12 protein-coding genes are annotated in these 15,054 nt (G+C 68.3%); 9 read left to right on the forward strand and 3 right to left on the reverse strand.

The window, feature by feature from the left end:
* Positions 1 to 173: 173 nt before the first annotated feature.
* The 7 genes from LuPra_RS01690 to LuPra_RS01715 all read left to right on the forward strand — a co-directional run bounded on the left by LuPra_RS01690 (position 174) and on the right by LuPra_RS01715 (position 7,259).
* On the forward strand, positions 174 to 1,436 hold the full coding sequence (locus tag LuPra_RS01690; protein WP_110169157.1) for a hypothetical protein: 1,263 nt from the start codon (positions 174 to 176) through the stop codon (positions 1,434 to 1,436).
* Entirely contained in the window at positions 1,427 to 2,098 is a 672-nt protein-coding gene (locus LuPra_RS32475; protein WP_162271277.1) for a carboxypeptidase regulatory-like domain-containing protein, read from the forward strand. The genes LuPra_RS01690 and LuPra_RS32475 overlap by 10 nt, the downstream gene beginning before the upstream one ends.
* Positions 2,098 to 3,852, forward strand: a complete 1,755-nt coding sequence (locus tag LuPra_RS01695; protein ID WP_162271278.1) for an ATP-binding protein — start codon at positions 2,098 to 2,100, stop codon at positions 3,850 to 3,852. The genes LuPra_RS32475 and LuPra_RS01695 overlap by 1 nt, the downstream gene beginning before the upstream one ends.
* The gene (locus LuPra_RS01700; RefSeq protein WP_110169159.1) at positions 3,849 to 5,210 is read left to right on the forward strand and encodes a sigma-54-dependent transcriptional regulator; all 1,362 of its coding nucleotides are present in this window, start codon (positions 3,849 to 3,851) and stop codon (positions 5,208 to 5,210) included. The genes LuPra_RS01695 and LuPra_RS01700 overlap by 4 nt, the downstream gene beginning before the upstream one ends.
* 180 nt (positions 5,211 to 5,390) lie before the next feature.
* Entirely contained in the window at positions 5,391 to 5,762 is a 372-nt protein-coding gene (locus tag LuPra_RS01705; RefSeq protein WP_157898626.1) for a cupredoxin domain-containing protein, read from the forward strand.
* Complete coding sequence (locus LuPra_RS01710) at positions 5,759 to 6,223, forward strand: hypothetical protein (protein ID WP_110169161.1); 465 nt, start codon at positions 5,759 to 5,761, stop codon at positions 6,221 to 6,223. Before LuPra_RS01705 ends, LuPra_RS01710 begins: the two co-directional genes overlap by 4 nt.
* A gap of 7 nt (positions 6,224 to 6,230) precedes the next feature.
* Entirely contained in the window at positions 6,231 to 7,259 is a 1,029-nt protein-coding gene (locus LuPra_RS01715; RefSeq protein ID WP_110169162.1) for a DUF5777 family beta-barrel protein, read from the forward strand.
* Between the two features lie 494 nt (positions 7,260 to 7,753).
* Here LuPra_RS01715 and LuPra_RS01720 read toward each other — a convergent pair whose 3' ends face one another.
* The 3 genes from LuPra_RS01720 to clpS all read right to left on the reverse strand — a co-directional run bounded on the left by LuPra_RS01720 (position 7,754) and on the right by clpS (position 11,228).
* Positions 7,754 to 8,332: a nucleotide exchange factor GrpE gene (locus LuPra_RS01720; protein ID WP_110169163.1), complete on the reverse strand. Its 579-nt coding sequence runs from the start codon at positions 8,330 to 8,332 to the stop codon at positions 7,754 to 7,756.
* Between the two features lie 112 nt (positions 8,333 to 8,444).
* A complete protein-coding gene (locus LuPra_RS01725) occupies positions 8,445 to 10,907 on the reverse strand; it encodes an AAA family ATPase (protein ID WP_110169164.1) in 2,463 nt (820 codons plus the stop codon).
* Positions 10,908 to 10,913: 6 nt separating this feature from the next.
* Positions 10,914 to 11,228: an ATP-dependent Clp protease adapter ClpS gene (gene clpS, locus LuPra_RS01730; protein WP_110174473.1), complete on the reverse strand. Its 315-nt coding sequence runs from the start codon at positions 11,226 to 11,228 to the stop codon at positions 10,914 to 10,916.
* A gap of 377 nt (positions 11,229 to 11,605) precedes the next feature.
* On the opposite strand from clpS, the gene LuPra_RS01735 reads away from it, so the two are divergent.
* Positions 11,606 to 12,517 (forward strand): MBL fold metallo-hydrolase, encoded by a 912-nt coding sequence (locus LuPra_RS01735; protein WP_157898627.1) that lies wholly within the window; start codon positions 11,606 to 11,608, stop codon positions 12,515 to 12,517.
* 251 nt (positions 12,518 to 12,768) lie between these two features.
* Entirely contained in the window at positions 12,769 to 14,814 is a 2,046-nt protein-coding gene (locus tag LuPra_RS01740; RefSeq protein ID WP_162271279.1) for an outer membrane protein assembly factor BamB family protein, read from the forward strand.
* The last annotated feature ends 240 nt before the right edge of the window (positions 14,815 to 15,054 follow it).

Consider the following 15,054-nt stretch of genomic DNA (forward strand, 5'->3'; position numbering starts at 1 on the left):
AATCAGGGGCAGCCTCGAGGCATCGCTGACCGTCGAACACAGGCCGACGGCGACGTTTCGTCTCCCTTGTTGCTTTCGGGTACCTTCTCCCTCGTTCCTTGAACCCCCTGTGCCTTCTTCGTTGTCCCTTGTCCCTTGATCGCGTACGAGCCAAGGCCCAAGGCCCAAGGCCGATGGCCGAACGCCGTATCCTCTGTCACATGGCCCCCGGACGGCACCCTCTCCTGCTGCGCGCGGTGTTTGCCGCGCTACTTGCCGGGGCCGTCCCCTGCGCTGCGCAGGACGCCGCCCCGCCGCCGCAGGACGACTGGTTCCGCGACCACGTCCGGCTGTCGGGCGAGGCGACTGCCTCGATGTCGACCAAGAGCGCCGAGGAGGAGGGCTGGTTCAATTACTCCGACTACGAGTACAGCACCGTACGCTCGCTGCGCCTGTCGCTCGTCGGCGAAGTCACTCTTGGGCAGCGCCTCGCGGTGATCACCGAGATCCGTACGCTGCAGTTCGACGTGCCCGAGGCGTATGCGCTGTACGTCCGCATCCGGCCATGGCTGTCGCATGCGCTCGACATCCACGCCGGCCGCATCCCGCCGACCTTTGGCGCCTTTCCGCGGCGGCTCTACGCCGCCGACAACCCGTTGATCGGGATGCCGCTCGCGTTCCAGTACCTGACCTCCAACCGGGCCGATGCGCTGCCCGCCACGGCCGATGAACTCGCGCGCATGCGCGGGCGTGGATGGCTCACCAACTACACGGTGGGCGACACCAGCGCGGCTCCCGGCCTTCCCGTCGCCAACGCCCTGCGCTGGGACACCGGCGTCCAGGTGCGCTGGCAGCACGATCCCGTGACGATGTACGGTGCGGTCACGCAGGGGACCATCGGCGATCCGCGGCTTTCCGACGACAACGGCGGTCCGCAACTGGCGGCGCGCGTGGTGTTCACGCCGCACCCCGTCCTGGCCATCGGCGGCTCGGTCGCCGCCGGACCCTACCTCGCGCGCTCGCTCACGGAGGAACTGCCGGGCCCCGCCGGGCTTCGCAGCCACCGCCAGGAGGCGTATGGCGCCGACGTGGAGCTCTCGCGCGATCGCTGGCTCGTTCGCAGCGAGCTGGTGTGGAACCGGTGGGGGCAGCCAGCCTACGAAGCCGATCCGAAACGCGACCTCGACGTAATGGCAGCGATGGCGGAGGCACGCTACAAGCTCTGGCCAGGGCTGTACGTCGCCGGCCGCGTCGACCATCTGGGTTTCTCGCGTATCCAGACAGACACCGTGGGTGTCGTGACGTGGGATGCCAACGTCACGCGCCTCGAGTTCGGCGGCGGTTGGAGCGTGCATCGCCACGTGCTCCTGAAGGCGGTCTGGCAGCGCAACCGGCGCGACGGCGGTCGCCCGCGCGGCAGCGACCTCGGCGCCATCCAGGTGGCCGCGTGGTTCTGAGCCGCAAGGTCGCAGTGACGGTCGTGGCCATGGCGAGCCTGTTGGTATGGACGCATGTCCCGGTCCGTTCGCAGTCCACCCTCGGCATCGTGCGCGGGCGCTTTGCGCTGCCAGCGAGCGGGCTCGACGATCGCCGCCCCGCGCTGACCGATCCGCGTACGCGCCCGATTGTCCGCCAGCCCCGTGTGGGGGTGGTGTACCTGGAGGTCGCGCCCTCGGCGGCGTTCGAGGAACCGGTGCGCATGCACGAGCGGATGGACCAGCGCAACGAGACGTTCGTGCCTCACGTCCTCGCCGTCCGCACCGGCACCATCGTCGACTTCCCGAACAGCGACCGCATCTATCACAACGTGTTCTCGCTCTCGCCGACGCGGCGCTTCGACCTCGGCCGCTATGCCGTCGGCCACTCGAAATCGATCCGCTTCGATCGGCCCGGCGTGGTGCGGGTGTTCTGCGACATCCACTCGCACATGAGCGCGTTCATCCTCGTCTTTTCGCACCGCTACTTTGCGGTGACGCAGCCCGACGGCACCTTCCAGTTGCCCGCGGTGCCTGCCGGCACGTACATGCTGGCCGCCTGGTTCGAGGGCGAGGTCAAGGCCAACCGCCAGATCGTCGTGCGGGCCGGCGAAACGTCAATCGCGGATCTGCCGGTGTCGTGATGCGTGTGCTCCGCTCGCTGTCGAACCGCCTGTTCCTGGTCGGTGTGCTGCTGTCGATCGCCTCGATCGGCGGCGCCATGCTCTTTGTCAGCGCCAGGCTGACCCGCGAGCACGACCACGCGATGGCGCAACGCCTCGACGAGACGATCACGCTGGTGGAACGCCAGCGACGCGCGCTGCTCGACACCTCCACGCGTCTCGCGCGCCTCGTGGCGGACCTGCCGAAGCTGAAAGCGGCGCTCTCCACAGGAGACGCACCGACCGTGTCGCCGATCGTCGCGAGCTATCGCGACGAGATTGGCGCCGACGTGCTCATCATCAGCGATGCCACCGGGGCGCCCGTCTTCACCGCCGGCGATGCCCGTGGCGACGTGGCGACGCGACGCCTGGCGATAGACCGCACGGCGCCGCGTCCCACGGCCACGCTCGCAACGATGGCGCATCCGCGCGGCATTCTGCAGTTGGTCAGCGTGCCCGTCGTGATCGGCGTCGATCCGGTGGAAAACCTCGGGCTGCTGAGCGTCGGCATGCTGCTCGACGACAGGCAGGCGCGTGACCTGCGGGCATCGACAGGCAGCGAACTCGCCTTCGCGATGGGATCGAACGTGCTCGCGTCGTCCATCGGCCCGGCAGCGGCGTCGGCGCTGGCGCCCGTGCTCGATCGCGACGCCGGGACCATACAAATCGGGCGGACCCGCTACGCCTGGCACCGGTACGCGCTCCAGCCCATGGCCGGTGAGCTCGCCGACGGTCGCGGCGAGCCGCGCCTGGTGGTGCTGCACTCGACCGACGAGGCCGACGCCACGCTCCGCAGCGTGCGGATCGCGCTCGCGGTGATTGCGCTACTGACCGCGTTGACCGCCAGCGTCGCAAGCTACGCGGTCGCCCGCACCATCACGAGGCCGCTCTCCGCGCTCACGTCCTCGATGCGCGAGATGGCCCGCACCGGCATGCTGACGCAGCAACCGCCGCGCCCGCTGACCCGCGTCTGGGACGACGAGGATGTGCGTACGCTGGCAGGAACCTTCGACGCGATGACCCAGGCCATCGCCCGCTTCCAGCAACAGGCGGCCGACCGCGATCGACTCACCGCTCTCGGGCGGCTCTCCACCGTGATCGCCCACGAGATTCGCAACCCGCTGATGATCGTGCGCGGAGCCTTGCGCGGCCTGCGCCAGCAGGTGGATCCGACGGTCGCCGACGCCGCCGTGGATATCGAGGAACAGGTCCAGCGCCTCGACCGCGTGGTGAACGAGGTGCTCGATTTCGCGCGGCCCGTGCACCTCGAGGTCGCACCAGCATCGTTGCACGCCGTCTGCCGGCAAGCCGTGGCTGCATGCGTGGCGGCCGAGACCGAGCCACCGGTGACGCTCACGCTCGACGATGCCGCAGATGCGGTCCAGACCGACGCCGATCGTCTCCGCACGGTGCTCGTGAACCTGATCGCGAACGCCCGCGAGGCCGTGCGCGCGGCGGCGCGTCCGCCCGGCGACGGCCTGGTCACCGTCGGCACGCGACGTGCATCGGGAGCCGTCATGATCGAGGTCGCAGACACAGGCACGGGCATCGAGGCGGCCATGGCGGGCCAGGTCTTCGAGCCCTACTTCACGACCCGCCGGAAGGGCACCGGCCTCGGGCTCGCCATCGCCCGCAACATCATCGAGGGGCTCGGCGGCACGATCGTGCTGACGAGCACGCCCGGCACTGGCACCGTCGTCCGCATCACGCTGCCACAGGAGAACGCGCACCGATGACACACGGCACCGTGCTGCTCGTGGACGACGAGGAGAAGATCCTCAAGACGCTGGGCCGAGCCCTGCGGGAGGACGAACACGAGGTCACCACCACCTCGTCACCACAGGAGGCGCTGCGGCTCCTCGGCGCGCGACAGTTCGACGTCCTGATCGTCGACTACCTCATGCCAGGACTCACCGGCATGGACGTCGTGCGGGAACTGCAGGCGGCGCTGCCCGAGCCCGAACGCCCTGGCGTGCTGATGATGACCGCGCATGGCACCGTCCGCAACGCCGTCGAGGCGATGAAACTCGGCGTGCGGGACTACCTGCAGAAGCCCTTCGACATCGACGAGCTGCTCGTGAGCGTGCGTCGCACCGTCGAGGAGCAGCAGGCCCGCAACGGCCTGCGGTACCTGCTGTCGGAGCAGAAGAACCAGTTCGGGCAGTACGGCATCGTCGGACGAAGCCGTGCGGTGCAGGATGTGATCGCCCGCGTCGAGCTCGTGGCGCGGAGCCGCAGCACCGTGCTGATCACCGGCGAGACCGGGACCGGCAAGGAACTCGTCGCGCGCGCGATTCACGATCGCAGTGCGGAACGGGCGCACCCGCTCATTCGCGTCAACTGTGCGGCGTTGCCCGAAGGCCTGCTGGAATCGGAGCTGTTCGGGCACGTCCGGGGCGCGTTCACGGGTGCGATCAACGCGCGCAAGGGCCGGTTCGCCCTCGCCGACGGCGGTTCGATCTTCCTCGACGAGATCTCCACCATCAGCGGCAACGTGCAGGCCAAGTTGCTGCGCGTGCTCCAGGAGCGCGAGTTCGAACCGCTCGGCGCAGAGCGCACGCAACGCGTCGACGTGCGCGTGATCGCCGCCACGAATCGCGACCTGCAGGTGCTCGCCTCCGAAGGCAAGTTCCAGAACGACCTCTATTATCGGCTCAACGTCATCCCGATCCGCATTCCGCCGCTGCGCGAACGTCGCGAGGACATCCCGATCCTCGTCGAGCATTTCACCCGGCGCATCGCCGCGTCGCTCGGCAAGCCGGACCTGCGCCTCGACGATGGCGCACTCGATGCGCTCGTGAACTACTCGTGGCCCGGCAACGTCCGCGAGCTCGAGAACACCATGGAACGCGCGGTCGTCCTCGCGACCGGAACCACGATCGGGCGCGACCTCGTGCTGCTGATGCCTGGCGCATCGGGCGAGGGCACGGGCCTCCCCTCGGGCCGCCTGCACGACAACGTGTCGTGGGCCGAGCGCGAGTCGATCGTGAAGGCGCTGCGCGCCGCCGGCGGCATCAAGAAGGACGCGGCCGAGGCGCTCGGGATCAGCCAGCGCGCGCTCTCGCACTATCTCAACAAGCACGGCATCGACTAGAACGCCGAACGCCGAACGCCGAGAGGCGCAGCCTCGACACAGCTCCAACTTTACGCAATCCGTAAATCGTTTCGCGGTTCGTCTGCGCGATTCGCCGCGGCCTCGTGTGTTTCCTCCGAATCGCGGACTTCGCATGCGGCACGCCGCTTGCCCCTCCCTCCCGGCATGGAGGGGTTTCCATTGTTCAAGACAGAGTGGCGGCGCAGTGCGCTGGCCATGCCGTTCGTGGCGCTGGGCCTGGTCGTATCGCTCGCGGCACAGCAGGCGCCGCGCGTGATCGAGGTCAAGGCGAAGAAGTACGACTTCGAGCCGTCGACCATCGAAGTGCAGCAAGGAGAGCGGGTGGTGCTGCGCGTGACGTCCACCGATCGCCTGCACGGCATCGGCATCAAGAAGTTCGGCGTCAGCAAGGAAGTCCCGAAGGGGGAAACCGTGGACGTGGAGTTCGTCGCGTCGAGCGCAGGCACCTACCAGGTGCTCTGCACGGAGGACTGCGGCAAGGGGCATGACGACATGGTCGGCACACTGGTGGTGAAAGCGGTGGCGCAGTGACGCGCCGGCTTCTCGCACCGTCCGCGCTTGCGCTGTGCCTCTGCGTCCTCGGCTTCGCCGCCGGCTGCGACGAGAAGCTCTCCGACGTCGCGGGCCCGACGCCCGGCCTCGATCCGACGTTCTCGAGCATCCAGGAAAACATCTTCGAGAGCAGCGATTCGTCGGGCCGCGCCGCGTGCATTCAGTGCCACACGCGCCAGGGGGGCCGCAACCCGCCGCTCGGACTGTCGCTTGACCATGACGTGGCATACCAGAGCCTCGTGGGCGTGCCGAGTGTCGGCAAGCCTGGCGCCGTTCGCGTCATCCCGAGCGACGCCGAGAACAGCTACATGGTGCACAAGCTCGAGGGCCGCAGCGACATCGTCGGCCAGCGCATGCCGCGTACGGCGGGCCCGTTCCTCACCGAAGGCCAGATCCGCATCATCCGCCGCTGGATCGACCAGGGCGCGCAGAACAACTGAGGCGCACATGAAAACGACCATCATTGCCACTGCGCTCACGTTGATCGCCATCGGGACGTTGCCGGCGACGGCGCAGACCGGCCGCACCGACACCGCTACACCCGTGAAGGCGAACGGCAGCGGCGCGTCGTCTGCGGCGCCTACCGACCCGAAGGCCACCCCGACTCCCAAGGCAACCGCCGACGATCCGAAGGCGACGCCCGATGATCCGAAGGTGGTGGCAGCAGAGCCCGCGACTGTTGCCGACGACCCGAAGGCGGCCGACGGCGAGGCCGCGGCGGCCGCTCAGGATGACGAAGACGATCCGGATCTCGACGTCAATCTCGCGCAGCCCGACTACACGATCGTCGCGCTGCCCACCACGCTGCGGCTGCCCAAGGGCAAGTTCGCGTTCCGCGTGACGCACCGCTTCGGACGCCCCCTCGACGACGGCAACTTCGGCGATCTCGCCGCCGATGCGTTCGGTTTCGACTCCGGCGGGCTGATCGGCCTCGAGGTGCGTTACGGCGTGCTGCGCGGCACGCAGGTCGGCGTGTTGCGCACCAGCGATCGCACCATCCAGATGTTTGCGCAGCAGCAGATCGTCGGACAGGAGAAGTTCCCGCTGGGCATGGCGCTGCATCTCACCATGGACGGCACGAACAACTTCCAGGACAGCTACTCGCCCGGGATCGGGCTGGTGGTGTCACGCGAGATCGGCAAGACCGCCGCGGTGTACTTCGAACCGACCTGGGTCAACAACACCAACACCCTGCCCAGCGAACTCGCCGACGACAACAGCGCGTTCCTGATCGGGCTCGGCGGACGCGTCCGTGTGAGCCGTCGCGCGTATCTCGTGGGCGAGCTCGCGCCGCGCGTGAGCGGATTCGACCCCGGCTCGACGCACGCGAGTGTCGGCGTGGAAATGCGGGCCGGCGGGCACGCGTTTCAGATCAACTTCTCGCGCGGGCTCGGCACGACGATGGGGCAGGTGGCCCGGGGCGGGACGGAGGACGACTGGTTCATCGGGTTCAACATCTCGCGCAAGTTCTGGTGAGGTGCAGGTTGGAGTCGAGGTGGTGACACGCGGCCCGTCGGGTGGGCGCCTGGCGCTGCGGTGCGCCGCCATCGATTCCTGCTGCAGCCGGAAGGGCCCGTGGCGTCCCCGCGTCACGGTGCCCTTCCGTCCTGCATTTCGACGGCCGCGACGCCCGCTGTTCGGCGGGGGGCGTGCCGGGTGGCACTTACGGTGCGCGTAACCCCCTTACGGGCGCCGTAAGGATCTGGCAACCCGCGACCAGCGAATACACGCGGGCTGCACGCGTTTGCGCGGCATGGGGTTTGCTCTGAAAAGCGACAGGTCAAGGAGTCGACGGGAAGGCCAATGGCGGTGGGTTGGGCAGCCGGCAGCCACGCCGAAACGTCGCGCTCCTTGTTTGGAAGGCGGGAGGCGCCGGGGATATGCCCCGGTGCTTCTCGCTCCTCCCACTGACTCGTCGCACCTGTCCCGTACAAGTCCGACGGCTACGCGAGCTCCCCGATCTTCAGACGTCAGCTGTTGGACGCGACCGCCACGGTCGCCGGGCGCAGCACGTCATCGCCAATCCGGTACCCAGGCGCGGCCACGCCGGCCACGATGCCTTCGCCATACTGGTCGGTGACGGGCACCACCGTGACGGCCTCGTGCATTTCGGGGTCGAACGGTTCGCCGAGCGGCTCGAGACGCCTGATGCCATAGCCGGCGAGCTTGTGGAGGAATTGCTGGCGCACGAGCTCGACGCCCTGCGCGAGGTGATCCGCGCCACCGCCGGCACGAGCCGCCGCGAGCGCGCGATCGAGGTTGTCGATCACTTCGAGCAGGTCGGCAAACACCGAGCGGCGTGACATCTCGGCGTCGCGGGCGGCGTCCTTGCGCACGCGCAAGCGCATCGCGTCGAACTCGCGCTGTGCTTCGTGCACCAGCGTCACGTACTCCTGCAACTGCGCGTCCTTCTCGGCCAGCTTCTGCTCGAGTTCCTGGACGTAGGACGGCTTGTCGAACACCAGCGGCTCACTGTCGCTGGCCGGCGTGTCCTCGGTGCGCGCCCACCAGCGGCGATCGACGACCTTCACGGGCTCTTGTTCGCTCATCGAAATTTCGGAGTTGCAGAAGTTCAGAATTTCAGCATCACCGCCAACCTTCGAAGCCTTACTGAAGGTGGTGCAATTCTGAAATTCTGAAATTGTGAAATTACGCGTTCCTCTACGCGTCGACCGTGTCCTTGCTCGCGGGCGCCGGTGTGCTGACGATGTCGAATGTCAGCGCGCCGTCCGCGAGGCCGATGTTCACCGTGCCGCCGTGTTCCAGGCGACCGAACAGGATCTCGTCGGTGAGCGGATCGCGCACCTCGGCCTGGATGACACGCGCCAGCGGCCGGGCGCCGAAGACCGGGTCGTAGCCCTTCGCGGCCAGCCACGCGCGTGCTTCCGGCTCGAGCGTGATCGCGACGCGGCGCTCGGCCAGCTGCGACTCGAGCTGCAGGATGAACTTCTCGACAATGGTCTCCACCACGGCCGGTGTGAGCGCCCCGAAGGTGACGGTGGCATCGAGACGGTTCCGGAACTCGGGACTGAAGATCCGTTCGAGCGCCTGCTTTGCGCGTCCGGCGGCGCCCTTGCTGCTCATGGGCTCACCGAAACCGACCAGCGCCTGACTCATCTCGCGTGACCCCGCGTTGGACGTCATGATCAGGATCACCTGCCGGAAGTCTGCCTTGCGGCCGGTGTTGTCGGTCAGCGTGGCGTGATCCATCACCTGCAGCAGGATGTTGAAGATGTCGGGATGCGCCTTCTCGATCTCGTCGAGCAGCAGCACCGCGTACGGATCCTTCCGGATCGCGTCGACCAGCAGCCCACCCTGTTCGAAGCCGACGTATCCCGGAGGGGCGCCGATGAGGCGGGCGACGGCGTGCTTCTCCATGTACTCGGACATGTCGAAGCGTACGAACTGGTTGCCGAGGTGAATCGCGAGCTGCTTGGCGAGCTCCGTCTTGCCGACGCCCGTGGGGCCGGTGAACAGGAAGCACCCGGCCGGCTTCTCGGGTTGGCCGAGTCCCGCCCGTGCCCGCTTGATGGCGCGCGCCACCGCCTTGACCGCATCGTCCTGGCCGAACACCACGCGCATCAGCTGCTCTTCGAGCGTCCGCAGCCGTTCCTTGTCGGAGGCGTGCGCCTGCTTGTCGGGGATGCGCGCCATGCGGGCGATGACGCGCTCGATCTCGGGCACGTCCACCGTCTGCCTTGGTGCCGTCTCGGCGACGACCTCGGGCCGTCCGCCCTTGACCGGGTCGGCCGGGCCCGGGGAGCCGGCCTTACCCGCGGAGGACGAGGTGGACTTGGGAGCGCCCGGCTGTCCCAGCCGGGCGTCGTCTCCGGCCGCAGCTGTCGCGTCCGCTGCCACGGGAGGCGCGGGTGGCGCCTGCTGTAGCCGCAACATCGCCCCGGCCTCGTCGAGCACGTCGATCGCGCTATCAGGCAGGCGGTAATCGCGCAGGTGGCGACCGGCCAGCTTGGCCGCCGTCTCGATCGCCTGGTCCGTGTAGTTGACGTTGTGGTGATCCTCGTAGCGGCTGCGCAGGCCCTTGAGGATCGTGACCGTCTCCTCGACCGACGGTTCCTCGATCACCACCTTCTGCAGCCGGCGCGCGAGGGCGCGGTCCTTCTCGACCTGTTTGAACTCCTCGAAGGTCGTCGCACCGATCACGCGGATGTCGCCCGCGCTCAGCACCGGCTTGATCAGGGTGGCGAGATCCATCGTGCCGCCGGTGGTCGCCCCGGCGCCGACGGTACTGTGCATCTCGTCGATGAACAGGATCGGCTTGGGGCGCTTGGCGAGCGCATTCACGACGGCCTTGAAGCGCTCCTCGAAGTCACCGCGGAACCGCGTCCCGGCGAGCAGGGCCGTGGCGTCGAGCGAAAAGACCTCGGCGTCCTTCAGGACCGACGGCACGTCGTCCTGCAGCAGGCGCTGCGCGAGACCCTCGGCAAGCGCGGTCTTGCCGACACCTGGTTCACCGACGAACATCGGGTTGTTCTTGCGCCGCCGGCAGAGGATCTCCATCGTCCGCTGCACCTCGGTGGCGCGGCCGACCAGCGGGTCGAGGACGCCGTTGCGGGCTTTCTGCGTCAGGTTGACGGTGTAGGCGTCGAGCGGCGTCCGCGAGGTCGACGAGCCTTCGTCCCCCTGCCCGGCGGCGGCTGGCCGGTCGTCGGACCCGGCGTCGTCGGGGGCGGGCACCTTCGAGATGCCGTGGCTGATGTAGTTCAGCACGTCGAGGCGGGTGACGCCCTGGCCCTCGAGGAGCTGCGCCGCATAGGAGCGGTTCTGCTGAAGCAGCGCGGCGAGCAGGTCGCCGGCCTGGACCTCGCTCTTGCCGGCGCTCTGCACGTGCAGCACGGCCGTCTGCAGGGCGCGGCGGAACGCGAGCGTTTGTTCGGGCTCCTTCTGTGCACCGCGGGGGAACTGCTCGATGTTCTGCTGGAGGAACTTGTCGAGCTCGGAGCGCAGGCGCGGCAGGTCGGCCCCGCAGGCGGCGAGGATGCGCTCGGCCTCCGTGTCGTGCGCCAGCACGTACAGGAGATGTTCGAGCGTCAGGTGCGTGTGACGTCGGGATGTCGCTTCCCGGTACGCCACGCCCAGCAGCAGCTCGACGGATGCACTGAACATGCTGACTTACTCCTCTTCCAGGCTCGCCCGCAGTGGGAAGCCGTTCTCCCGCGCGAGTTCGTGCACTGCCTCGACCTTCGTCTCGGCGACTTCGAACGTGTACACGCCGCACAACCCTTTGCCCTGCGTATGCACCTGCATCATGATGCGGAATGCCTCGGCAGGGGTCCTGTGGAACACGGTTTCGAGGACCTCGACCACGAAGTCCATTGTGGTGTAGTCGTCGTTGATCAGCAGCACCTTGAAGCGCGCCGGCTCCTTGGTCTGCTTCTCGGTACGTTCGAGGACGAGATCGCCCGTCTGCTGTGAAGTGTCGGTCATCGACGTGCTGAACCGGTCCACGGGCATGGCCCTGGCCGGGTTCGCGGCCTGCTGATCTCCCCTACCAGTATACGGACCCTGTGCCCCGCCCGCCGGGCGAACGGGCGGGCGGGCGGAATGCCGCCATGCCGGGAATGCCGGAATGTCGAGGGCTTCGGCACGTCGAGACCGGGGCCGCCTGGCCATGTGCTCTCGACATTCCAGCATTTCAGCATTCCAGCATTGCCATAGTGCGGAAACGGGGGCAGCGGCCGGAACAGCCGCCATGCCGGGAATGCCGGAATGTCGAGGGCTCGGCACGTCGAGACCGGCACCGCCTGGCCATGTGCTCTCGACATTCCAGCATTTCGGCATTCCAGCATTGCCATAATGCAGAAATGCAGGTGCTTGCCCACAAGCTTCGCTACGCCGACGGGCAGTTCCGCGGCACATCCGGGGTGATCGCGACAGCCGTCCTCGAGGGGCCCTCTGGCATCGCCTTGGTCGATCCCGGTCCGACCAGCGATCTCTCGTCGCTCGAAGCCGACCTCGCTTCAGGTGGACTCTCCCTTGACGACGTGGAGGCGTTGCTTCTGACGCACATCCACCTCGACCATGCCGGCGCCACGGGCACGATCGTGCGGCGCCGGCCGGGGTGCCGGGTCTACGTGCACGAGCGTGGAGCGCGCCACATGGCGTCGCCGGAGAAGCTCATCGCCAGTGCGACGCAGATATATGGCGACCAGATGGGTCCGCTCTGGGGCGAGTTCGCGGCAGTGCCCGAAACGAACCTTCATGTGCTGCGTGGCGGCGAGCAGATCCAGGCGGCCGGGCATGACCTGGAGGTCGCCTACACACCCGGACACGCCCAGCATCACGTCAGCTACTTCCACCGTGCGTCGCGAACCGCCTTCGTGGGCGACACCGGGGGGTGCCGCACCGCGGTGATGCGAACAGTGATGCCGCCGACCCCGCCGCCCGACATCGACGTCGCCGCCTGGCACGCCAGCGTCGCGCGGATCCTCGAATGGCAGCCCGAGGCACTGTTCATGACGCATTTCGGCCCCGTGACGGCCGTTGCCGCGCACCTGGGCGAACTGCTGGACCGCCTGGAGGTGATGCAGCAGCTCGCGAGGCGGCTCCTGGCCGACCAGGGCTTGTCCGAGGAGGAGCGGGAGAGCGGCTTCGTCGAGCAACTCCGCGGCATCTTCCGGCAGCAACTGTCTGAGGTGGAGCTGCGGCGCCTCGAACTCGGTGTCCCGTTTGGCATGTGCTGGGGCGGGCTCGCGCGCGCGCTGCGAAAAGCGTGAGCGCGCGCAATGCTGCAATGCCGGAGTGTCGAAAGCCGAGCTCGCCGGAACGTTGACCGCCGACCTGAAGGTCGGCGGCTACAGTCCTCGGCGGAGCCGTCGACCTTGGTCCGCACGTCGCGGCTGCACGATGACGCCCTGCAATGGCGACTCACGAGGGCGTCGCGAGCGCTCCGCGCCTGTTCGTAGGCGTCGACCTTCAGGTCGACGCAAGACTTCGCTCTCCCAGATCGCGTAGATTGCCGCCACCGATGCGCCATCTCGCCTTCCTGCCGGCCGCTGCCTGCGCGCTGGCCGTCCTGACATCCGCGCGGCCGGCCGCTGCGCAACCGGCCGATTCCCGAGTTGCACAGCTCTTTACCGACCGCTGCGCGCCCTGCCACGGCGGTGACGGGCGAGGCGCGGAGCGCGGCCCGGACATCGTGACGACCCCGGCCGCGGGCCGCCGGTCAGCCGCCGACGTCGCACGGGTGATTCGCGAGGGCATTCCCGGCGGTGGCATGCCGCCGGTCGCGCTGGCCACCGGCGACATCGACGTAGTCGCTGGGCACGTCCGCGCACTCGTGGATCAGGCAAAGACGCCGCCGTCATGGCCGCGCGTGCGCGCCATCCTCGGCGATGGCACCCTTCTCGAGGGACTGGTCCTCGCCGAGGGCGCCAGCGACGTCCACGTGCTGCGTGACGACGGTGCGTTGGCGACGGTGGAGCGCACGAAAGCGCGATCGGTCGAGACAATCGGGCGCGCGCCGATGCCGACGCTCACTCCGCGCGCCGGGCCCACACCCGTCTCGGCAGGCGACTGGGCCACGTACAACGGCGACATTGCCGGCAATCGCCACACGCGCCTGCCGCAAATCACGCCGGCCAACGTCTCCGGCTTGCGGCTCGCCTGGACGTTCGCCGTGCCAGGCGCGCGCTACCTCCGCGCGACGCCACTCGTGATCGACGGCGTGATGTACGTCACCGCCCCGAACGAGGTGTTCGCCCTCGACGCCCACACCGGACGCCAGATCTGGCATGTCCGCCAGCCCCGCACGCCGGGCGTGATTGGTGACGCCGGCGCCGGCGTCAACCGCGGTGTGGCGATCGACGGCGATCGCCTCTTCATGGTGACCGACGATGCGCGGTTGCTGGCCTTGCATCGCGGCAACGGGCAGGCCCTGTGGGATACCCGCATGGCCGACTTCCGCCAGCACTACGGCGCGACGTCGGCGCCGCTGGTGGTCGGCAATCTCGTGATCACGGGAATATCGGGTGGCGACGAGGGCGCGCGCGGTTTCGTGGCTGCCCACGAGGTCGCTACGGGCCGCGAGGTCTGGCGCTTCTGGTCGGTGCCGGCGCGTGGAGAACCGGGGTCGGAGACCTGGCAGGGCACGGCGATCGATCATCCGTGCGCCGCGCCGTGGCTGACCGGGTCATACGACGCCGATCTCGATCAGTTGCTCTGGACGACCGGCAACCCGTGCCCCGACTACAACGGCAACGAACGCCGCGGCGACAACCTGTGGTCGAACTCGGTGGTCTCGCTCGATCCAAAGACCGGTGACATGCGCTGGTACTTCCAGTTCACGCCACACGATCTGAACGACTGGGACGCGGTCCAGACCGTCATTGCCGTCGATGCCCCGTTCGCAGGTAAGCCTCGCCGTTTGCTCCTCCAGGCCAACCGCAATGGCTTCTTCTACGTGCTGGATCGCGAGACGGGCAAGCCCTTGCGCGCCACGGCGTTCAGCCGCACCCTGAACTGGGCGACAGGCATCGACACCAGCGGGCGTCCACAGCGGATCGCGGGCATCGAACCGTCGGTGCGCGGCACGATCGTCTGCCCGTCGGTCGAGGGCGCCACCAACTGGATGTCGCCCGCTTACAACCCGGACACGGGGCTGTACTACGTGCAGGCGCTGGAGCGCTGCAGCGTGTTCCAGAAATCGTCGCGCGGCTTCGAGCCGGGCGAGTCGTTCTACGGCGGCAGCACGCGCCGCGTCCCTGGCGAAACCGGCGGCAAGGTCCTGCGGGCCATCGACGTCGCCACCGGCCGCATCGCCTGGGAACTGCCACAGGTCGGACAGGGCGATTCATGGGCCGGCGTCCTGTCCACGGCCTCCGGCCTGGTCTTCACGGGCGAGGACGATGGGTCGTTCACTGCGCTGGATGCGCGTGACGGGCGCCGGCTCTGGCAGTTCGCCGCCAATGCGGCATGGCGCGCTTCGCCGATGACCTACACGGCACGCGGCCGCCAGCACGTCGCGATTGCCGGCGGCGGGGTCGTTTACGCGTTCGCGCTGGCGCAACAGTGAGCGCTCACCTGAGATGCCGCGATGCCGCGATGCCGAATGCGGAAATTCGAAGAGCAAAGGCCCAAGGCCGAAGGACCACCGCCGGAACCTGACCGTCGACCTGACTTGTCCGCCGTAGCCTTGGCGAAGGTGGAAGGTCGACGGCTACGGGAGAAAACGCCGACCGCTGAACGCCGAACGCTGGAACTCGAAGGCCGAAGGCCGAAAAGAGGAAGGCCGAGTCCTGCCGTGAGGTGTAGC

The organism is Luteitalea pratensis (assembly GCF_001618865.1).
GTDB lineage: Bacteria > Acidobacteriota > Vicinamibacteria > Vicinamibacterales > Vicinamibacteraceae > Luteitalea > Luteitalea pratensis.